Genomic DNA, 22,042 nt, shown 5'->3' on the forward strand with positions numbered 1-22,042 from the left:
CCGCAGCATCAGAATCCGACACAAAATGTTCAAACTTTCCCTCTAGATGAAAGAGGTTTCCACCTATAAACCTCGAATTCTATTGAACATGAAAAGATTTAGTTAGTTATTTTCATTAACCCCCTCTTTTTACCCCAATAAAATATTTGAATAGGAGTGTTCCCCATGCGTTTTTACCCTATAAAGATGAAGGCAATTATCCACTCAGCAAATAGCGGCAACAATCAGTTTTTTCCACACATAACAGAGAAGGCGAAAGAGGAGGATTCCTGGTTGCTGCCGGAATTTCCACCTTATGAGATGGAGAAGAAGCTGTTAAATGATCCACCACCTTTAAACCACGATGACTCCCTTTTAGCACCCTTCCTGCAGACGACTCCGAAACCGATTATCCGATTGCACGACACCAACTGGTACTTTCCGCCTCCAAACGAACAATTCACGCCGAATCCCAACATGGAAACTTACCTAAAAAACCGCAGATTACTGATAGATGAGCTGCCCTTTTCTCACGGGGAGATTCATCAGCATGTAGCTCACGGTTGGGCAGCTTATGAACCGGGAATTACTCCCCGCGGTCGGGGGCACCACTGCAATCGGTGTGGCAACACGGATCCCTCCTTATTTGCCAACTTCCAATGCTTTCGCTGTAAGGACGACTGTGTGTATTGCCGCAGCTGCCTGATGATGGGCAAAGTCACTGGCTGCAGTCCTCTAGTTACCTGGAAAGGAGTTTCGGGAAAAATTTTTTCTGAAACGAAGAAGCATGTAATGGCGTGGGACGGGACCCTTTCCTTATTTCAACAGAAGGCATCTGACAAGCTGTGTACGTGCATTTCAAATTTTTTACAAGGGAAAAACGAGAGGGATCACTTCCTTATCTGGGCTTGCTGCGGGTCTGGAAAAACGGAGATGCTTTTTCACGGCATTAAGTTAGCCCTGAACAGTGGGGTGAAGGTGCTTATTGCTACGCCGCGGACGGACGTGGTGCTTGAGTTGGAACCCCGGTTTAAACAGGCCTTTCCTGACACGGTTATTCATGCTTTTTACGGCGGAGCGAAGGAGCGTTTTGCCCAAGGGGAGCTTGTCATTAGTACGACGCATCAGCTCCTCCGTTTTCACCGGGCCTTTGATTTGGTGATTATTGATGAGGTCGATGCCTTTCCTTATACGGCAGATAAAAAGCTCCGCTATGCCGTTTCACAAGCGAGGCGGGAGCGGGCCCTTACCGTTTTCGTCACAGCTACCCCAGATGACACGATGAAAAGGGAGGCGGAGAAGGGGTTGATGGAGTGTGCCAAGGTTGCTCGACGCTATCACCGTCATCCCCTCCCTGAACCGGCGCTTCATTGGATAGGGCAGTGGAAGAAGGGGTTAGGAAGGAGGCGACTTCCTTCTAAAGTGGTGGCGTTTGTGAAAAAGCATTTGCAGGGAAATAAACAAATTTTCTTATTTGTCCCGAGTGTGAGGGTCATGGAGGAAGTGGAAGCTAGTTTGAAAAAGGTGGTTGATGTAACGGTGGGGGCGGTCCATTCGGCCGATGAAGAGCGGAGGGAAAAGGTAATGGCCTTTCGAAAGGGTGAAATTCGAGTCCTTGTAACCACGACTATTTTGGAGCGCGGAGTAACCGTAAAGGGAGTTCAAGTGGGCGTGTTGGGAGCGGAGGACCGAATTTTTACGGAGTCCGCGTTGGTACAAATCGCCGGGAGGGCAGGTCGGAGTCCCGATGAGCCCACAGGAGAGGTTATTTATTTCCACCATGGGAAAACGAACGAAATGGTGAAGGCGTTGAAGCACATCAAACGAATGAATGCCCTCGGGGAAGAGGAGCTCCTGAAGGAAAAAAGGGGTGGTGGCAAGTGATGGCGGGAAATGCTGCAGGGGTCAGAAAGGTGCTTATGGTGCCATGAGTATTTTGACGGCGAGATAGGCTGGAAATGGATGGTTGGTTTGTCTGGGCAAACAAAGCTTTGTCCCCTTTGTTCCGCACAGTTAAAGAAAATGGAGGAGATTAGTTGTGAAGAATGTGGGCGGCCAAATTTAGGGGCACCGGCGGAAGGGACGTGTCACGATTGTGTACGGTGGAAGAAGGTGGCTCCATGGGATACAAAGGCGTTCCACCATCGAGCTCTCTATTACTACGATCCATTTATTCAGGAGGTTCTGACCGCCTTGAAATATCGTGGCGATGTGGCCCTGGGGGAGCTGTTTTCCCCTGACCTAAAGTCACTTGGGAAAAAAATCGGGTCCTTTGATTTTGTCACTTATATTCCTTTAAAGGAAGGCCGCCATTGGGAAAGGGGATTTAACCAAGCAGAGGTGTTGGCTAGGAGCTTTGCGGCTAAACCGTTGGTGGAACGAGTGGGAGTGTCTAGTAACAAGCAAAGTAAGCGGACTCGGGAAGAGCGGATTTTAGCCATGAAAAACGCATTTGTGCTGTCTGTAGAGGGCCGGAAGGAGAATTATTCTGGGAAACGAATTTTGATTGTCGATGATATTTACACAACAGGTGCAACGCTGAGGAGTGCAGCTAGTCTATTTTATGAAGCCGGTGCGGAATTCGTGGCTGCCGTAACCGTTGCAAGAGCCGTAGGGAGTAAAGCGAGGAAGAAAATGAAATGATTTTGTTGGAAAAAATAGGTAGGTCATGATGCCAACTCTTCTTTCACATTTAAACGTGTTCCTTTGAAACGCTAATTCTGGCTGTTCTTTGTTTTTCGCGCTTCAACCACCACTTTTGCCACGCGAGTTCTTTGTTACCTGTCGCTTTGGTTACAATAAGCACGTTTGAAACGCGAAATCCGGCAGTACCGCACCTTTCGCGTTACAACAAGAACGTTTGAAACGCGAAATCCGGTAGTACCGCACCTTTCGTGTTACAACAAGCACGTTTGAAACACGAAATCCAGTCGTTCCTCTCTTTCACGTTTCACATGGAGCCCGAAATGGAGAGGAAGCGGAGAGAAAGGTAACTATGAAGGCTTTATGGAGCCCGAAATGGAGAGGAAGCGGATAGAAAGGTAACTATGAAAGCTTTATGAAGCCCAAAATCAGATGGAAGCCACGACAAAGGTCACCATAAAGTGATTAGGAAGCCCAAAGCCTAGTGCAAGCAGCCAAAAAGGTCTTCATGATGGTATTCCCAACCAAAATTACCTTCCATTCCTTCAGAAACTTAAACTTCCTTCCCAATCTGCCGATATAATGAGAAAGAATCTTAGGGAGGCGGAAGGAATGGCAGATTTATTAAATTGCCCAAATTGCGGAAAGTTGTTTGTGAAGGCGCTGCGCTCGGTTTGTAATGATTGCGCGAAGGAAGTGGAGGAAAAGTATAATAAGGTCTATCAGTTCATTCGAAAGCGGGAAAATCGTAGGGCAACTATTGATGAGGTAACGGAAGGAACGGATGTGGAGCAATCCTTGATTATTCAGTTTATTCGTGAGGGGCGCATTCATTTATCGCAGTTTCCGAATTTAGGGTATCCGTGTGAAAAATGTGGTGTGATGATTCGGGAACAACGTCTTTGTCATTCATGTGCGAAAGACCTTCGCCAAGGACTACATACGATCGACCGACAAAAGGAATTTGATGCTCGGCAGAAAAAACGGGAAAATGCTAAAATAAAAGCATATGCTTCTTTAGATAACAGGTTGAACCGCTAAAATTTCAACTTGCCCTAAAGTAATATGAATTATTGCCGATATAAACATTAGAATTATGTCCTTGTTAAAAATTACAGCTGGAGGTGTTCGAGTATGAAGATAAATCCTTTGCATTCGGTTAATGCTTACAGGAAACAGCAAGAAGTGAATGTGCAAAAAACAAGTAGCATTAGCCAAAAGCGTGATCAGGTTCAAATTTCTTCTGCAGCGAAGAAGATGCAGCAATCCACGCAAATTTCAGCAGAGCGTCAGGAAAAGCTAAATCAAATTAAAGAAAAGATAGACTCAGGTACGTATGAGGTTAAACCGAAAGAAGTTGCTAGAAAGTTTTATGAGTTTTGGGATAAATAAACGTTGAATGGGACAGTGTATCTCCCTCATTACATTCCTAAGGAGGCGAAGGAAATGGCAAACCAGGAACAGGAATTAATTCAGATTTTTCAAGTGTTGACGGTTGTTCATGAGCAAATGAACGAAAAGGCACTCTTAAAGCAAGAGGCCGTAAAAAAAGGGAATATTCCTGAGCTTGAGCAGGTAATGAAGGAAGAAGCTGCCCTCATTCAGAAGTTGCGGAAGCTGGAAAATACGAGGCTGCATGCCGTCGGTTTATGGATGAAGGAAAAGGGATTTGTGGAAGAGACCGCAACGATGGAGACGCTGCTGAAGTATTTCCCGGAAAGATTACGACCGGAATTAGAGGAATGGTCTCAGCGTCTAGTTGCAGAAATTACAAAGCTAAAACATCAAAACGAGCTCAATCAGCAATTAATTGAAGAATCGTTGCGATTTGTGAACATGTCCCTTGACTCCATGAACCCGCAGCAGGAGTTTGGAAACTATAAACGTCCTCAGGATAAAGGAGACAATGATTTCGAATCAACAGGAAGATCATTGTTCGACTCCAAAGCTTAGTAAAATTTCATAGTTTCGGATATTAATTTTAAAAAAACTTTTTTATAGATATTGTTAACTAGATAGCTTTATTAATATTTTTGAAGAATCCACGAGACTCCTGTGGAAGAACGAGGAGACCACTGAAAAAGGGGAAAAACGGAGGCCACTGAAAAAGTCAATATAAACAGTGGCAATGGCTCCGCGCGTTGCGCGCCTGATATGAGAAACCCACTCATATCAGGCTTCGAAACATTGCAACGGCTCCGCTCATTGCTTCAAGCCCACTGAAAAAGATAAAAAGCGATCTTTTTCAGTGGCCTCAAGAACGAGCCAAACGAGACTCCGGAGAGCGTTAGCTCGAGGAGGCTCGTGGATCGTCCACGGAAAGGGAGTGGATTCTTCAAAAAGGCAGCATGGAAATCTTACCGTATTTATAAAAGTATAAGTTTCTTTTTACATAGACAGGAGAGATAGTCGATGAATTCTACGTTTCATGGGTTGGAATCGATGCGCCGGGCGATGGCTACGCAGCAAGCGGCCATTAAGACGACGGGGCATAATATTGCCAATGCCAATACACCGGGTTATTCCCGTCAGCGGGTGAACTTTACCCCAACGCAAGCTTTCCCTACTCCAGGGTTTAATGCCCCTAAAATTCCAGGGCAAATTGGGACTGGAGTGAAGGCAGGAGAAGTGCAGCGTATAAGGGAAGCTTTCTTAGATACGCAGTTTCGGGGAGAGAATAATAAGCATGGATATTGGTCCGGAAGCTTTACGGCTCTTCAGAAAATGGAAGATATTATGAATGAGCCAACGGATAATGGCTTGGCAAATACAATGGATCGGTTCTGGCAATCCCTGCAGGATTTATCTACTCATCCGGAGGATTCAGGGGCGAGGTCCGTTGTTCGTCAGCACGGAATTGCGTTAGCAGAGACGTTCAACTACACCCACGATTCTCTGAAAGCCATTCAAAATGACTACCGAAGTCAAATCGGTGTGCAGCAAAATCAAATTAATTCCTTGCTGGATCAAATTAATAATATTAACAAGCAGATTGCTGCGGTGGAGCCCCATGGTTTTCTGGCTAATGATTTGTATGATCAGCGGGACCTTTTGGTGGACCAGCTTTCCCAATATATCAATATTACCGTGGAGCAGGTTGGCAGCGGTGGCCTGTCAAAGGAAATGGCTGACGGCAGGTATTCTATAAGACTTCTAGATAGCAACGGGCATGACACGGGCGTTACCCTTGTAGATGGCTCGAGATTAGAGGCACGGGAGTTTCGTGTATCTTACGATGAAGGAACAGGCCTTGTGAATGGGATATTCGTTGCCACCAAACAGGCGCTCCAAGGTGTTGAAAATCCAAGTGAATTGAATGGAAAACCTGGTGTGTTTTCCTTTAATAGCTTAGATGACTTCCCATCATCAGGAAAATTGAAAGCTACCATTGAAGCGTATGGTTACTTAGATAAAGACGGTCAGGAGAAGGGACTTTTCCCTGAAATGATGGCCGATTTGGATCTTATGGTGTATACCTTTGTGGAGGAATTCAATAAAGTTCACAGCTCAGGCTGGAGCTTGTCGGAAATACAAAATGGGGAGAAGGCCAACGATGGTGCAGGATTTGATTTCTTCTCTTATATTACTGCCCAAGGACAGAACCCTATTGATGAAAACAACATCAAGGGAGCGGCAGGACGTCTGCAAGTAAATGCTGCCATTAGGCATAATTTAGATAATATCGCTGCATCGGCAGCGGCAGGTCCAGGGCATACTCCTCGAGAGGAAGGCTTTAGCGGAGACGGCTCCAATGCCTTAGCTTTAGCTAATGTGAAGGACGCAGCCCTAAATTTCGGCGGGACAACCACGAACGTTCAGAGTTTTTATCAAGGTGTCATTGGTGAAATGGCCGTTCGTACGAGCGAAGCGGAGCGAATGATGAAGAATTCAGAGGTCCTTCGAGATTCCGTGGAGGATCGCCGCCAATCCATTAGCGGTGTTTCCTTAGACGAGGAAATGACCAATTTAATTCAATTCCAGCATGCATTTAATGCAGCAGCCCGTAACTTAACAGCAATAGACGAAATGCTGGACCGGGTTATCAACGGTATGGGGCTAGTAGGAAGGTAAACTAATTTAAGAGATAGATGATTTTATTTGGAAAAAAACGAGGTTGGTAGTGTTGCCACTTTCGTTTTTCCAAGGAGGAAGTGGGTGTTTCGGATGCGGGTGACGCAGTCGATGTTGACGAATAGTTCGTTGAGGAATTTGAGTCAGAGTTATCAGGGTTTGCATAGGCTGCAGGATCAGTTGGCGACGGGGAAGAAGATTTCGCGGGCGTCGCAGGATCCGGTGGTGGCGATGAATGGGATGCGTTATCGGACGCAGGTGACGGAGATGGCGCAGTTTAACCGGAATTTGTCTGAGGTTTATAACTGGATGGACAGCGGGGATTCGGCGTTGGATAATGTGACGAGTGCGTTGCATCGGATTCGGGAGTTGACGGTGCAGGCGTCCAATGATACGTATGAGGCGTCGCAGCGTGGGAATATGGCGAAGGAGATTCGTCAGCTGCGGGAGCATTTGGAGTCGTTGGGGAATATGCAGGCTAATAATAAGTATATCTTTAATGGGACGAATACGACGAATGCGCCGTTGGATCCTAGTTTGATGGATGTTGGTATCGAGGCCATGTCCGGTGGTTTGATGGCTTTGCCGGACGGTGAGTTTGAGGCCGGCGAGTTTACCCATGTGATTACCCATAGCAGCGGTCGGTACGAGCTTGCGGAGAAAAATGGCAATGAGTTCCTGTTCCGTGATGTTACGAATGGGGGAAAAAGCATTACGTTAACGTTGAATGAGAATGGGGAGCAGGAATCCCTTGTCCATTCCCATACACGGGTGAATGGCGCAGGTGAAACGGTGACGGAGACGAAGGATTTGCGGGAGTCACAGGTGGTCGTTTTCCACCGGAATGCCGTTTCCACTAATACGCAGAATGTGGAGATTGAACTGTTGAAGGGTGTTACGGTTCCTGTGAATATCCAGCCTGGTAATGTATTTTCAATGGATTTCTTCGGCGATCTCATCCAGTTGGAGAAGGCTTTGGAGGATCCGAGCACGAGGGCTTCTGACTTGACTGCCTTTATTGGGAATATTGATCAGCAAGTGGAAAAAGTGGTCAACGAGCGTGCGGAGCTTGGGGCTCGCTATAATCGTGTGGAGATGATCGATTTCCGAATTCAGGAGCAGGAAGTCATCGCTCGCCGGATTTTATCCGACAATGAAGATGCGGATATTGCAAAGGTAATATCAGACTTGCTAGCTTCAGAAAACGTTCACCGCGCCGCCCTATCATCCATGGCACGAATCATGCAGCCGACCTTGATGGATTTTCTGAGGTAGATAGGGAAAGAGTTCTAAGCTCGTGCAGTGCAGATCGTTGTTTAGCAACTAGTAGCGTTAAATGACTTTTAAAAAGGCTGTTTTCACGAATTCTGTTGCTTTTTTTAAAAGCTTGGAGAAGCGGAAGGCGGTGACTCCAGTGGGAAAAGCAACGGCTGAAGACCCCCGAGGGTGGGTTGCCCGAGGTGGCTGAAGCGTTGCCCACGGAAAGCATCCGCCTGTAGCGTATCCAAGCAATAGAATTTTGCTTCAAAACAATAATTTTTTAAAAATCATCCTTTATAAAAACATTAATTACTCCTGTTTAGGAAGCTAATCCTGCAGGAGTTTTGTATACAAAGCACCTAGGGGGTGTCTATGTCATGGCCATGAGTATACCGCAAATTAACATTCATACGGAACGGGCAGAAGTAGGGATAACCCAGCACAGGCCCGAGATGCAAATACGCCAGCAATCCGCTGATCTACACATACAACAGGAATTAGCGGGAACCCTTCGTATTTCCAAAACGGCTTCTAAGCTGTTCATCGATCAATCGGAAGCCTTCGCGGACGCAGACTTAAAGGGCCCCCTCCGTCGTGGAAAGGAAAATGCTGCTGCTGCAATGCAAAACATCCTCCAATATATCGCGAAAACTGCCCGAGAAGGGGAGCAGTTGAAAAAAATTGAACATGGGGGAAACCAACTAGCAGCACTCGCGAAGCAAAAAGGAGAACGTGCCCCTATTGAAATTGGCCAAGGAACCATACCAGCTAACGCCTTCCGCGTCCAATTTAACTATGTCCCTTCAGAGATCGCCGTTGACGTAGATTGGCCAGAGCCACAGATCCAAATTACCAAACGGGACCCTGAAGTACATATCCCAAAATGGCAAACGGAAGTTTACCTACAACAGAAGCAGCAAATTGCCTTTTCCGTCAGCGGAGGACAACAAGGGCAAATCGATAGGTTGTTATAGCTCACTACCACCCTAATTAAATAGCTCCAACCACCAATAGCTCCTGTGAAGTCCCAGTGCAGGAGTATATTTATGCATTTTATTTGCAACGCTATTTTCGTAATCTTGCTGCCTTTTTTGAAAAGTTTAGAGTAGCGGAAGGTGGCGACTTCAGCGACGAGCGTTACATCATGAAACAGCTTCGAGCCGTCTCGACGCAAGTTTCTCCAGAGCAATGCTAGTAGAGGAAGAGACAGGAACCATAAAAGCTGAAGATACACGAAGGCGGTTTTCACGAGGAGGCTGAAGCGTCAGCCTGTAGTGTTTCCAAGCTACTTTATATTTTAATAGAAAACAATTTTTGACACAAAGTAAACAAATACGACAAAAAACTTTCGATAACCGGTGGTTTATTGTCTCAATAAGACGAAGAAAGTGGTACAATAGAAAATGGATTTGGAAAAGTTTTCGTATAAATGCATTCAATGGGTTTTTTACAAACACACTAAAACATAACTAACTCAAGAGATTCTAGAAATAGACGGAGTGATCGAAGTGAAAATCGCAACAAAATACGCAGGAGAAGTGGAAATCAACCCACAAAATATTATTCAATTTGAGCACGGCATCCCAAGCTTTGAAGAAGAAAAGCAGTTCATCCTGCTACCTTTCAGCGACAGCCCGAGCCCATTTTACATCCTACAATCCGTAGCAACAGAAAGCCTGGCCTTCGTGGTAATGACACCATTTCAATTTTTCCCAGAATACGAAGTAAAGCTCTCCGACAGTGTTCTAGAGCAGCTGGAAATGGAAGACCAACAAGACGTGGCCATCTTTACCATGCTCACCCTGAAAGAAACACTTCAGGAATCCACGGCTAACCTGCAAGGCCCAATCGTTGTCAACAGCAAAGCACAAAAAGGCAAGCAAATCGTCCTAAACGAATCCAACTACGGAACGAAGCACCCGCTAGTAGCCTTGCAAGCTTCCGGTAAAAAGGAGGGCTAACAAATGCTAGTACTCACACGAAAGACCAACGAATCCATCAAAATCGGCGACGACATCGAAATAAAAGTCCTCAGCATCGAAGGGGACCAAGTAAAAATCGGCATCAACGCACCAAGAAACATCGACATACACAGAAAAGAAATCTACCTAGCCATCCAAGAAGAAAACAACGCAGCAGCCAGCGCATCACTGGATGTCCTAAAGCAACTAACGGACTCCATGAAAAAACAGTAACCCTTTTTTTGGGGAAAAAGAGGGCGATACGATTTTCATTTTGTTAATCGTTCTATATAGTGAACACGCTTGCAAAACGTTAATTATCTTCTTTGAAACTTGTTTTCGCACTACTATCAAAATAAGCTTTTGAGACCTGAAATATAATTTTTCAGAAAGGGGGCCCGCCCATGTTAACTACAGAAACAAGACATACTAATACACACCCATCGATCCTATTCTTTGATCAGCAAGACGAAATATCCGAACGGGTTATTGAGTCCATGGAACACCAATTAAAAGAAGGGTCAGTCACGAAGAAGCGAACCCTTCCTGAAGAGCTATTATCCTATAATTGTATCCTTTATTTTATTGACAGCTACAGCAGAACACACGGGAACAATATAAAAAAACTCGTTGAACTGGTGGACGAAAATAAGGACATCTATATACTTCTAGTTCATCACAACTGTAACGAACGGGAACTTTTACGCTACTTAACGCTCCCTGTAAATGGGATCGTTTCTATAGATTATTTGGAAAATCATTTAAGTTTAGTTTTAAGTTTAGTCAAGGACAAAGGTGTATTTCTAGAGCCAGACTTACATAAGAATTTGATCCTTGAAATAGAAAAGAAAAAATTGAGAGACCAACCTATCAAAAAGCTTATCCTCAATCGGGAACTCGTGGCTCCAATGTTAACGGAACACGAACAAGATGTACTTCAATTGATTCTAGACGGCCATAACAATCGTGCAATCGCAGAAAATCTGTATCTAGCCCAATCTACCGTCAGTTCTATCATTAGTAATATGTTAAAAAAAATGCAAGCCAACGACCGCACCGACGCCATGGTCAAATCCATCCGCAACGGCTGGGTAGAAGCCTGTCGTTAGAAATTTGATCTTATACATACTTATTCGAAACTTGAATGAGAGATATGTCCGTAGTAGAATTAAATATTTTTACGTTTGAATGAAGGAATGGATGTTCCTTCTTTTTTTTATGTTTTTATAGTTTGAATAAGTCCTATTTACGACATTTAATAGGCATTATGGACAGTCTTTTTCCGTTTCCTCATTAGGATTTGATGCTTAATGGAAAAAACTCTGAAAAAATATTAAAAAATACTAAACTATTTAATGGTGCTACCGATAATAAACATGTAAAGGTCAAACTAGGAATAAAGGCGGCCGACTTTATCCATGTGCGACCAAAGTAAGCTTCCGCTCACAAGGACGTGACAGGAAGAAAAACCAACTAAATTCAAGGAGGAATTTAACAATGATTATCAACAATAATATTTCAGCACTAAACACACACCGTCAAATGGGAATCAACCAAGGTGCACAACAATCTGCAATGGAGAAATTGTCTTCAGGACTCCGCATTAACCGTGCTGGAGACGATGCAGCAGGTCTATCTATTTCTGAGAAAATGCGTGGTCAAATCCGTGGTTTAGATCAAGCAAGCCGTAACTCTCAGGATGGAATCTCTATGATTCAAACCACCGAAGGTGCTTTGAATGAAGTACATTCAATTTTACAACGTATGCGTGAATTAGCTGTACAATCAGCCAATGACACAAATGTTGAAGAAGATAGAGATGCTTTACAAGATGAAGTAAATGAATTAATTGCAGAGATTGAAAGAATAAAAGATAATACTCAATTTAATAAGCAAAATGTTCTAGATGGAACTGCTGGTGATGAAGGTGACGTAGTTATACAGGTTGGTGCAAATGAAAATGAAGTAATGGAACTTGACTTTGGTATTAAAGGTATTGATTTAAGTGTAATAGTTGACACTGATTTAAATGAACTTGATATTTCTTCTGACACAGCTGCAGCTCAAGCTGCTATTACTACTATTGATCAAGCTATTGAGGATGTATCAGCTGGAAGGTCAAAATTAGGGGCATGGCAAAACCGCCTAGAGCATACTATCAATAACCTTGATAATGCATCTGAAAACTTACAAGCTGCAGAATCACGTATCCGTGACGTTGATATGGCTCGTGAAATGATGGAAATGACTCGTGCGAACATCCTTTCTCAAGCTTCTCAGTCAATGCTTGCACAAGCAAACCAAGCACCACAATCCGTATTACAGTTACTAGGATAATTATTATTTATAAGGAGACCTTAGATGTTCTAGGGTCTCCTTTCTAGTATCATCACAAATTTATTAATTATTCTTTCACATTCTTATATAAAAGTAATATAAGTGAATGGGTATAAATACCCATATTTAACTAGTCCTATTGACACATTTTGCCACTAAGAGTACTATAAAAGTAGAAATATATGACAAAATATCTAGTGAAAAAGGCAAATCATGGGAAACTATGAGACGCAAAGCCAAGGGCCTGTACTACCTATGGTGGATGGCAGCCGGTTACCACAAGGTGATAGATTCCTAGTCTAATTATCTTGTTAGGCTATTTTTATTGCTCTTTTTCCTAGAAAGAGGAGGAAGAATGGATGTCAAAAGTATCAAGTAAGATCGCGTTGATGATGACTTTAGTTCTAGTTCTTCAGATGCTTCTTCCGATTGCCGAGGCATTTGCTTCAGAAGAACCCCTATCTGCACCAACAAATTTGAGTGCTACTCAGTCCTTTCCAGGTGATGTAAGGCTTACATGGAATACTGTTTCCGGTGCTCAAAACTATAATGTTTATCAATTGGTTGATGGGGAAAAAGAATTAGTTGGTAACACAAGCTTAAGTAGATTAATAATAAGAGACTTATCGGAAGGAACTTACATATTTGCATTAACGTCGGTGAGCACTTCTCAGGAATCTGCTTTATCTGAATCGTTGTTAGTGGAAGTGGAATATCCCGTGATGCAAGCCCCAGTGGGATTAAATGAAAGAATAGTCAATGGAAATGATATTCAATTAAGATGGAACGAAGCCGAATTTGTTACGGAATATCGAATTTATCAAGTGAATGATGAGCAGCGAGAATTAGTAGCAATAACAGATCGAACAAACCAATGGTTTAGAAATATGCCAGAAGGTGAGTATGTATTTGAAGTAACATCCTACAGTGACCGCTTTGGTGAGTCGGTAGAAGCGTCACGTTTAGAAATTGATCTAGTTTATCCAGAAATGCAAGCACCAGAAGGTTTAAACGAAAGAATAACAAACGGTAACGATATTCAATTAAGATGGAATGAAGCAGAGTACGTAACAGAATATCGAATTTATCAAGTGAATGATGAGCAACGAGAATTAGTAGCAACAACAGATCGAACAAACCAATGGTTTAGAAATATGCCAGAAGGTGAGTATGTTTATGAAGTAACATCTTATAGTGAACGATTTGGGGAATCTACAGAAGCTTCACGTTTAGAAATCAATTTGATTCATCCAAAAATGCAAGCCCCAGAAGGGTTAAATGAACGTTTAGCAAACGGAAATGACATACAATTAAGATGGAATGAAGCAGAGTATGTCACAGAATACCGAATTTATCAAATAGAAGATAGTCAGCGAGAATTAGTGGCCAAAACGGATCGAACAAATCAATGGTTTAGGGATATGCCAGAAGGAGATTATGTATTTGAAGTAACCTCCTATAGTGATCGTTTTGGTGAATCCGCTGAAGCTTCACGATTAGAAATTAATTTAGTTCACTCCAGTATGGAGTCTCCACAGAATTTACATGAAAGAATAACAAATGGAAATGACATCCAATTAAGGTGGAACGAGGTTGATTACGCAACAGAATATCGTATATATCAATGGATCGAAGGTGAACTTAAGTTAGTAGACACAACCGATCGAACAAACCGATGGTTCAGAGATATGCCAGAAGGAGAATATGTGTACGAAGTTACTTCCTATAGCGACCGTTTTGGTGAATCAAGACCGTCTATTTTAGAAGTAAATTTAGAGCACCCTGTAATGGAAGCTCCTGGTGGATTAAATGAAAGAATCACCAATGGGAATGACATACAGTTAAGATGGAATGAAGCGGAATATGCAACTGAATATAAGATTTATCAGTGGATTGATGGAGAGCGTCAATTAGTTGAAACAACCGACCGTACGAACCAATGGTTTAGAAATATGCCAGAAGGAGAATATAGTTTTGAAGTAACCTCCTATAGCGACCGTTTTGGAGAATCAAAAGCTTCTTCTTTAACAATTAATCATATTCATCCGATTATGGAGCCACCTACTGGATTAAATGAAAGGTTTGCAAATGGAAATGATGTGCAGTTAAGGTGGAATGAAGTGGCATATGCTACTAAATATAAGATTTATCAATGGATTGATGGAGATCGTAAGCTAGTAGCTGAAACAGATCGTACAAATCAATGGTTTAGAGACCTTGACGAAGGATATTATTCATTTGAAATAAACTCTTATAGTGACCGTTTTGGGGAATCTGTAAATGCAAGTGAATTAAATGTTACTGTTAATTTCCCTGAGATGGAAGCTCCAGTAATTCGTATAGGGGCGGAAAATGAAAGTGACATTAGAATCAATTGGAATGCCATTGAATATGTGGAGAAATATAATATTTACGAATTAGTAGGTGCCGAAGCTATTTTATTAGGTTCAACAGATCGAACGAACTTTTGGGTGAGGGACATTACAGATGGTGTTCATGATTATGTTGTTACAGCAGTTAACGAACGATTTGGTGAATCTGTTTTTTCAAATACAGTTACTATTGAAATTATCAGTGACATCACCCCACCAGAGACAATCTCTAACATCGTTGAAAAGTGGGTTAATCATGACTTTACAGTTGAACTAACAGCAACAGATACTGAAAGCGGAGTAGCTGCAACCTACTATTCTGTAAATGGTTCAGACTTCACCGAGGGAACGAACGTTACCATTACAGAAGAAGGGGTAAATGAAGTTTCCTATTATAGTGTAGATAATGCAGGGAATGTAGAAGAGGTTAAAACAGAGAAGGTGAAGATTGATAAGACAGCACCAGAAACAACCTCTAATATCGTCAACGAATGGGTAAAAGATGATTTTACAGTAGAACTAACGGCAACAGATTCAAAAAGCGGAGTATCTGCAACCTACTATTCTGTTAATGGTTCAGACTTTACTGAGGGGACAAACTTTACCATTACAGAAGAAGGGGTAACTCAAGTTTCCTATTATAGTGTAGATAATGCTGGCAATGTAGAAGAGATTAAAACAGAATATGTGAAAATCGACAAAACAGCACCAGAAACGTCTTCTAATATTGAAGAGAAATGGTTTAAGGATGATTTCACTGTAAAATTGACAGTAACAGGTGCCAAAAGCGGAGTAGCTGCAACCTACTATTCTGTAAATGGTTCAGACTTTACTGAGGGGACAAACTTTACCATTACAGAAGAAGGGGTAACTCAAGTTTCCTATTATAGTGTAGATAATGCTGGCAATGTAGAGGAGATTAAAACAGAATATGTGAAAATCGACAAAACAGCACCAGAAACCATCTCTAATATTGAAGGCGATTGGTTAAAGAATAATTTCACTGTGGAACTGGCAGTAACAGATACGAAAAGTGGAGTGGCAGTTACTTACTTTTCTGTAAATGGGTCAGAGTTTAAGGAAGGAACGAACTTTACCATTACAGAAGAAGGAGTAAATGAAGTTTCCTATTATAGTGTAGATAAAGCTGGAAATGTAGAAGAGGTTAAAACGGAATATGTGAAGGTTGACAAAACAGCGCCTATAGTGTCTTGGAACTATAGCGATGAGTACGTGTTAGGTACAGAGCTTCCACTAGTTTATGAAGCTTATGACTCTATTTCTGGAATTAAGTATGAGACACTATTCTTAAATGGGGAAGAAATTAATAATGGAGATGTTGTAACTTTAGAAAACCCAGGAGAATATACCCTTAAAGTTTCTGTAGAAGATCATGCAGGATGGATAACCACTCTTGAACATAAATTTGTCGTATACCTACCAGCTACTATTGAAGTTACACCTGGAATAATACAGGGAAATAATGGGGTATTCACAGTTAGAGTAACAATACTAGAGGCTTTTGATATGAGTAAAATTAAGCTAGAAACTGCTAATTTAAATGGAACAGCAGCTATTGCAGGAAGTAATGGAAACGCAAATCAAGCTAAGCAAGGTCAGTTCAAATTTAATCGTGAAGACTTTGTTTGGGGAGAAAACGAAAAACATTTAGAATTTCGTGGGTATGTTGGAGAACATTTAATTGTTGGTTCTACAACAGTTAAAGTTATAAACAACAATAACCAAAGTAACGGAAAGAGTCTTCAATCCAACAATGGAAATTCCAGAACAAAATAAAAAATATAGAAAACAGAGAGGGTATAGTTAGTACACTCTCTGTTTTTTTGTTTAAATCTATTTTCTATTTAAAATTAATATAAAAAAAATGAATTTTTTACCGATATTAAAAAAAACAATATAGAGGAGTGGATGGCACATGGAAGTGAAGTCCCTTGGTAATTTATCAACCGCACAACAAAACTTTTTTGGCAAAGATTCTCCGAAACCTTCCAATAATGAGGAGAGTAGATTAGAAGAATCTATTCAAAATAATCAAGGACAGAAAAAAGAAGCGTCGAAGGGGCTAGTTAAAGAGAAAGTTAATGCTATGAACGAGCTTGTTGACCTACAATTTACTAGTATAAAATTTCAATTTCATGAACAATTAGATCGTTATTTTGTTCAAGTTGTTAATCGTCATACTGAGGAAATAGTTAAGGAAATTCCTCCCGAGGAATTTTTAGATATGATTTCTTCTATGCTTGAATTTGCAGGAATAATTATTGACAAAAAAATATAATTTTACATGGCATAGCAAAATGAAGCTATGCTTTTTTAATATTACATAATTAAACATTTCTTATATATTGTCGATATAACTAGTAGGTTATCTCTTAAACTAGGGAGTGAAGTAGATATGCGTATCGGTGGACTAGCTACTGGAATGGACACTGAAAATATGATTAAACAATTAATGCAGGCAGAACGTATGCCTGTTAATAAAATGATTCAAGACAGGACTTGGATGGAATGGCAACGGGATGCATTACGTGAAATTAATTTGCAACTTTCTTCTTTTCGGGAATCTTTCAGGGCTTCTGGATTAGGTTTACGTAGTAATTTTAACCAGAAAATAGTTACTAGCTCAGATCCTACAAAAGTAACGGCTACTGGTACATCAAGTGCCCAAAATGCTACTGCAAGAATTGAAGTAACGACTTTAGCAGAAGCATCAACATGGAAATCTTCTGGGTTTGACATTGATAATGAATTTTTTACAAGAAGAATAGGTAATTGGGAAGACGGACCAGATATTCCTTGGGAAAATGATAGGGCAACATTAAAATTTGAAGTGGTAAAACCAGGTGCTACTGAACCAACCACTGTTGAAGTTCAAATTAACAAAACGGATCGTATGAATGATGTCATTAACCGAATGAATCGTTCACAACTAGGTGTTTCTTCCTTTATTGATGATAGAAATGGAAATGGTACGATGATTTTATCAATGAACGATACAGGAAAAGGATCTGATATTCGTTTTGTGGATGAAACAACTAAAAATTTCTTTTCTAGTCTTGGATTTGAAACAGGCGAGAATAATTCAATTAATGGTGAACATCAAACAAATGCTGGTCAAAATGCCCACTTCACGTTCAATGGCCATAACATGGAAAGGGAATCGAATGAATTTACGATAAATGGAGTTCGTTACCAACTACATGGGGTTACAAATGGTACAGTTCGTATCAACACTACTACGGATACGGATGCAATTTTTGATAGGATAATGAAGTTTGTCGAAGATTATAATGCAATTGTTGATAAAATAAACGGTGTGCTTAGGGAAGAACGGCATCGTGGTTATCCACCTTTAACAGAAGAGCAACGGGGGGAAATGAGTGAGAGGGAAATTGAGTTATGGGAGGAAAAAGCTCGCAGTGGTTTGCTTAGAAGTGATCAACAATTAACTTCGGCTTTGAACCAAATGCGGACAGAGTTGTTCAGTAATGTGGAGGGTCTTGATGGAGTTTTTAAGAACTTAAATGAAATAGGGCTTACCACATCACGGGATTTTAGGGACGGTGGAAAAATAGTTTTAGATGATCGACAAGTGACAATGCCTGATGGAACTAGAATGACGGGGGAAGAACGTTTACGAGCTGCTATTGAAAATAATCCTGAAGATCTATTTCAACTATTTAATGCAACTGGTGGTAGAGATGAAAATGGAAGGGTTATTCGTAGTGAGCAAGGTATTTTAGAGAGGCTAAATACACAATTGAGATCAACGATTGATAATATAACCGCTCGTGCAGGACGTGAAGGAAGAACATTACAACAATTTTCTATCGGTAGGAATATCTTGAGTGTTGAGGACCGTATTTCGAATTTTGAGAGACGACTTCAACAAACAGAACAACGGTACTGGGCTCAATTTACTGCAATGGAAAAAGCGATGGCACAGATGAATGCCCAAGCTGATCAAATGTGGTCTATGATGATGGGGATGATGAATTAATAGTTTTGCTTTAAAATTGTTTTTAGGAGGAATTTAATGTGGCAATGAATAATCCATATGCGAATTATAAACAAAATGCAGTTCAAACGAAGTCCCCAGGGGAATTAACGTTGATGCTTTATGAAGGATGTTTAAAATTTATTAAACGTGCAGAAAAAGCTTTGGATGAAAATAAGGTGGAAGAGAAAAATACAAATCTAATAAAAGCGCAAAACATTATTCGTGAGCTTATGGTAACGTTGAAAATGGACGTTGAAGTTGCTCAAAATATGATGCAAATGTATGATTTCATTTTAAACCGTCTTGTTGACGCTAATACAAAAAATGATAAACAAGCACTAAAAGAAGCGGAGGAATTTGTAGTACAGTTTCGTGATACTTGGAAAGAAGTTATTAAGTTAGACCGGCAACGTCGCCACGGAATTAGTGGTGTTGGACAAACTGCTACTGCAGCAGGAGTGACCAACCGTTGAGTAGTTTTAAGAAATTATATGATATAACAGAGCAGCTATTTAAGTTAGTAGGAAGCTCGTCTAATAAAGAAGAACGCGAGATTTATATTGAAAAGTTAACGTCATTAGTGGACGAGAGAGAGATTGTCTTATCTTCCCTTAATGGTGTTGAACCTTCTGAAACGGATAAGGAATTATTGAAGAAGGCTGTAGAATGGAACCAACAAATGGCCCCTAAACTGCAGCAAGAGTTAAACATGATAAAACGGGATATGCTTCAGCTAAAGCAGAAAAAGGAAACAGGCCGCCGTTATGAAAATCCATATGCACATGACCCAGTAGACGGTGCTTTCATAGATAAGAAAAATTAAACAATTGCTAATAGAGGATGTTGTCCGTCGCGGTTCAGCATCTTTTTTTATGTCTAAATTTATTCACATTTTGTTCAAGACCCGGTCTGTGAACAAAATGTGAACAATTGGAATTTTTGTTTACTAGATTCGAATTGGGGAAATGGGTTAAGATTGTAGTAAGAGAATTTAAGTGGGGTGAGATCATGTCTGAGATGAAACTGACAGAAGCTCAACACCAGTTTTTAGTTCAATATTTAGGGTTATTAAATGAAGTGGAATCGACTATTCAGTTTGTCGGGGAGTGTTACCTTCAAGGGGACGCGGATATTGGGGATCGTTTGTTGAAGGATATTATGACTAGTCTCGCACCTTTTAATAGGGATAATATGACTGTTTATTCCATTTTCGGTTCCGATGATTTGGCTTTGAAAACATTAGATAAATTTCAAGCCTCTGTGGATATCTCAATTAATGTGGAGGAGCGCTTTTCGCGAATTTGGGATCGTGCTACTTTTCTTAACGATACACTTGCTCCAAGCTTACAAAGCTGGAGACAGATCATTAAAAAGTATTTAGAAATAAAGCAGGCTGACTAGTTAGGAATTTATCCTAATTTGTCAGCCTGTTTTTTTAATAGCTTAGGAAAAAGTTCACAAAATTGTACGGGACCCGGTAGAGGCTACTGAAAAAGTTCTTTTCCTTTTTCAGTAGCCTTTATGCAATGAGCGAAGCCGTTGCAAGGGTTTAAAAGCCAGTTATGAGTGGTTTTCTCATAACTGGCGTGCAACGAGCAGAGCCATTGCAATTGAACCTCATTTTTACTACATTAACCGTTAACCAATTTTTCGGAGGTCTTCGATTATTTTTTCTCCGTTGGCTGGTTTTTGTGTGAATAGACTTACGACAACGGTGAAGAAGGTTGCTATGATAAATCCTGGTACGGCTTCATAGGTGATCCCAAAGAAATACTTATGGAGAAACTCATGGACGTCGATTATGCTGTACGTCCATTGTGGTTGTTGTTTTACCATAACTACAGTGATCAATCCCGTAATCATTCCAGTAAGTACCCCTGCTCTCGTTAATCCTTTCCAGTAGAAAGAGAGTATCAGTGCTGGTCCGAAGCATGCTCCTAATCCACCGAAGGCAAAGAGTACCATCCAGAAGACAAATTCTTGAGCGGAAGAGGCCAACCAAATAGAGAGACCCATGAGTACAAGAATAACAATACGGCTGTACATGACTAGTCTAGCTTGAGAGATTTCCTTGTCCCTTGCAAAAATTCGTTCGTAAATATCCCTCACAACGGCACTGGCTCCAACAAGTAGTTGGCTGTCTGCGCTACTCATGATCGCTGCAAGAACGGCCACAAGGAGTATCCCAGCAAAAAACGGGTTCATTACTTCGGCACCTAGTGAGGTGAATATTTGTTCGTTATTAGAATTAGGGAGCATATCTACACTCGGGAAGTAAGCGCGTCCTACTAGACCAACCATGATGGCTCCCCAACCCATAATGACGTTCCAGAATGTTGCAATTAATGCAGCCTGACGCATTTCCTTCTCGTCCTTTAAACTCATGTAACGAACAATGATATGTGGGTTACCAGGACTACCAAATCCAATCCCTAGTAAACCAATGATGGCACCGAAGGCAAAGGCAAATGGACTAGTAAACCCTCCTCCTTCTGCGTGCATAGTAGCTAGTATAGGCTCAAAACCACCAAGCTGGATGATGGCTGTAATTGGTAGGATGACGAGTGAGAAAAACATAAACATAATTTGAAGAACGTCTGTTTTACTTACTGCGTGGAATCCACCAAGAATAGTGTATAAGAATATGATTGCAGCAGTAAGGAGCATTCCTTGCGTCTGCGTTATCCCAAGGCTTCCTGAAAATGCGGTAGCTCCACCAACAAGTTGACTACCAACATAAGCAACCATGAAGAACAGAATAATCAGGGAGCTAACGAGACGAAGTATTTTCTTTGGATCCCCTAAACGGTTTTCTAAAATATCTGGAATGGTAATGCTTCCAGTAGATTCACTGAAGCGACGGAATCTACGGGCAACGAAGAAGAACATAAATACTTCAACAGTTATGTATCCTGCAACGGCCCAAACGGCATTCAAGCCAGTTAAATAAGCAGTTCCAGAAACCCCTAAGACTAACCACGAACTACGACCAGAGCTTACAGCAGAGAAAGCAACTGTCCATTTATTAAGGTTTCTCCCTGCTAAATAGAAGTCTGTAAGACCATTGGAGCTTTTTCTAGAACTATAAATTCCAATACCAACTAATAAAATTAAATATAAAATTAATACGGTAACTGTTAGCGGGTGTGCTGTAATATCCATTGTAATTCCCTCCTTATGATGTTTGCTTTTCTACTTTTTTACTTGCTTGTTCCGCTTGTGCCTCCTGTTTGCCGGTAATAAAGTAACAAAGTAAACCAAGCCCTAGAATAGATGATGGGACAACAATCAATCCAAAGAAAATACCTCCAGTCATGTTCTTCACCTCCTCCAATTAAATTGTATTATATTATTTTTGGAAAATGAAGAAAATTCACTCATGGTAGATAGGAAGGTAC

Annotated in this window: 20 protein-coding genes and 1 riboswitch; of the genes, 18 read left to right on the top strand and 2 right to left on the bottom strand. The window is 41.2% G+C overall.

Annotated features, from left to right (window positions below):
- Positions 1 to 165 precede the first annotated feature (165 nt).
- From J2S74_RS09265 to J2S74_RS09350, 18 genes are all read left to right on the top strand, one after another.
- Positions 166 to 1,863 carry an ATP-dependent helicase ComFA gene (locus J2S74_RS09265; RefSeq protein ID WP_307324586.1) on the top strand — a complete coding sequence of 566 codons (1,698 nt, stop codon included), beginning with the start codon at positions 166 to 168 and terminating at the stop codon, positions 1,861 to 1,863.
- 9 nt (positions 1,864 to 1,872) lie between these two features.
- A complete protein-coding gene (locus tag J2S74_RS09270; RefSeq protein WP_307324589.1) occupies positions 1,873 to 2,622 on the top strand; it encodes a ComF family protein in 750 nt (249 codons plus the stop codon).
- 612 nt (positions 2,623 to 3,234) lie between these two features.
- Positions 3,235 to 3,663 carry a TIGR03826 family flagellar region protein gene (locus J2S74_RS09275; protein ID WP_307324591.1) on the top strand — a complete coding sequence of 143 codons (429 nt, stop codon included), beginning with the start codon at positions 3,235 to 3,237 and terminating at the stop codon, positions 3,661 to 3,663.
- 93 nt (positions 3,664 to 3,756) lie between these two features.
- Complete coding sequence (gene flgM, locus J2S74_RS09280) at positions 3,757 to 4,014, top strand: flagellar biosynthesis anti-sigma factor FlgM (RefSeq protein WP_307324594.1); 258 nt, start codon at positions 3,757 to 3,759, stop codon at positions 4,012 to 4,014.
- A 54-nt stretch (positions 4,015 to 4,068) separates the two neighbouring features.
- Positions 4,069 to 4,575 (top strand): flagellar protein FlgN, encoded by a 507-nt coding sequence (locus J2S74_RS09285; protein ID WP_307324597.1) that lies wholly within the window; start codon positions 4,069 to 4,071, stop codon positions 4,573 to 4,575.
- Positions 4,576 to 5,034: 459 nt separating this feature from the next.
- Positions 5,035 to 6,693, top strand: a complete 1,659-nt coding sequence (flgK, locus tag J2S74_RS09290; RefSeq protein ID WP_307324599.1) for a flagellar hook-associated protein FlgK — start codon at positions 5,035 to 5,037, stop codon at positions 6,691 to 6,693.
- A 93-nt stretch (positions 6,694 to 6,786) separates the two neighbouring features.
- A complete protein-coding gene (gene flgL / locus J2S74_RS09295; RefSeq protein WP_307324868.1) occupies positions 6,787 to 7,968 on the top strand; it encodes a flagellar hook-associated protein FlgL in 1,182 nt (393 codons plus the stop codon).
- Between the two features lie 362 nt (positions 7,969 to 8,330).
- Complete coding sequence (locus J2S74_RS09300) at positions 8,331 to 8,927, top strand: DUF6470 family protein (RefSeq protein WP_307324602.1); 597 nt, start codon at positions 8,331 to 8,333, stop codon at positions 8,925 to 8,927.
- A gap of 534 nt (positions 8,928 to 9,461) precedes the next feature.
- Positions 9,462 to 9,914, top strand: a complete 453-nt coding sequence (fliW, locus tag J2S74_RS09305) for a flagellar assembly protein FliW (RefSeq protein ID WP_307324604.1) — start codon at positions 9,462 to 9,464, stop codon at positions 9,912 to 9,914.
- 3 nt (positions 9,915 to 9,917) lie between these two features.
- The gene (csrA, locus tag J2S74_RS09310; RefSeq protein WP_307324608.1) at positions 9,918 to 10,148 is read left to right on the top strand and encodes a carbon storage regulator CsrA; all 231 of its coding nucleotides are present in this window, start codon (positions 9,918 to 9,920) and stop codon (positions 10,146 to 10,148) included.
- 170 nt (positions 10,149 to 10,318) lie between these two features.
- Complete coding sequence (locus J2S74_RS09315) at positions 10,319 to 11,023, top strand: response regulator transcription factor (RefSeq protein ID WP_307324611.1); 705 nt, start codon at positions 10,319 to 10,321, stop codon at positions 11,021 to 11,023.
- 388 nt (positions 11,024 to 11,411) lie between these two features.
- A complete protein-coding gene (locus J2S74_RS09320) occupies positions 11,412 to 12,251 on the top strand; it encodes a flagellin N-terminal helical domain-containing protein (protein WP_307324613.1) in 840 nt (279 codons plus the stop codon).
- A 195-nt stretch (positions 12,252 to 12,446) separates the two neighbouring features.
- Positions 12,447 to 12,532: riboswitch (cyclic di-GMP riboswitch) on the top strand.
- Between the two features lie 78 nt (positions 12,533 to 12,610).
- Positions 12,611 to 16,420 carry an OmpL47-type beta-barrel domain-containing protein gene (locus tag J2S74_RS09325; protein ID WP_307324615.1) on the top strand — a complete coding sequence of 1,270 codons (3,810 nt, stop codon included), beginning with the start codon at positions 12,611 to 12,613 and terminating at the stop codon, positions 16,418 to 16,420.
- 139 nt (positions 16,421 to 16,559) lie between these two features.
- Positions 16,560 to 16,922, top strand: a complete 363-nt coding sequence (locus tag J2S74_RS09330) for a flagellar protein FlaG (protein WP_307324617.1) — start codon at positions 16,560 to 16,562, stop codon at positions 16,920 to 16,922.
- A gap of 117 nt (positions 16,923 to 17,039) precedes the next feature.
- On the top strand, positions 17,040 to 18,644 hold the full coding sequence (locus tag J2S74_RS09335) for a flagellar hook-associated protein 2 (protein ID WP_307324619.1): 1,605 nt from the start codon (positions 17,040 to 17,042) through the stop codon (positions 18,642 to 18,644).
- 38 nt (positions 18,645 to 18,682) lie between these two features.
- Positions 18,683 to 19,117: a flagellar export chaperone FliS gene (gene fliS / locus J2S74_RS09340; protein WP_307324621.1), complete on the top strand. Its 435-nt coding sequence runs from the start codon at positions 18,683 to 18,685 to the stop codon at positions 19,115 to 19,117.
- Positions 19,114 to 19,467, top strand: coding sequence for a flagellar protein FliT (gene fliT / locus J2S74_RS09345; RefSeq protein WP_307324623.1), 354 nt, complete (start codon positions 19,114 to 19,116; stop codon positions 19,465 to 19,467). The genes fliS and fliT overlap by 4 nt, the downstream gene beginning before the upstream one ends.
- Positions 19,468 to 19,652: 185 nt before the next feature.
- Positions 19,653 to 20,045, top strand: a complete 393-nt coding sequence (locus J2S74_RS09350) for a DUF8042 domain-containing protein (RefSeq protein ID WP_307324625.1) — start codon at positions 19,653 to 19,655, stop codon at positions 20,043 to 20,045.
- A gap of 237 nt (positions 20,046 to 20,282) precedes the next feature.
- Here J2S74_RS09350 and J2S74_RS09355 read toward each other — a convergent pair whose 3' ends face one another.
- Positions 20,283 to 21,806 carry a sodium/proline symporter gene (locus J2S74_RS09355; RefSeq protein WP_307324627.1) on the bottom strand — a complete coding sequence of 508 codons (1,524 nt, stop codon included), beginning with the start codon at positions 21,804 to 21,806 and terminating at the stop codon, positions 20,283 to 20,285.
- Positions 21,807 to 21,819: 13 nt separating this feature from the next.
- Positions 21,820 to 21,960, bottom strand: coding sequence for a hypothetical protein (locus J2S74_RS09360; protein WP_307324630.1), 141 nt, complete (start codon positions 21,958 to 21,960; stop codon positions 21,820 to 21,822).
- Positions 21,961 to 22,042: the final 82 nt, after the last annotated feature.

The sequence above is a fragment of the Evansella vedderi genome (assembly GCF_030813435.1).
Classification (GTDB): Bacteria; Bacillota; Bacilli; order Bacillales; family Salisediminibacteriaceae; genus Evansella; species Evansella vedderi.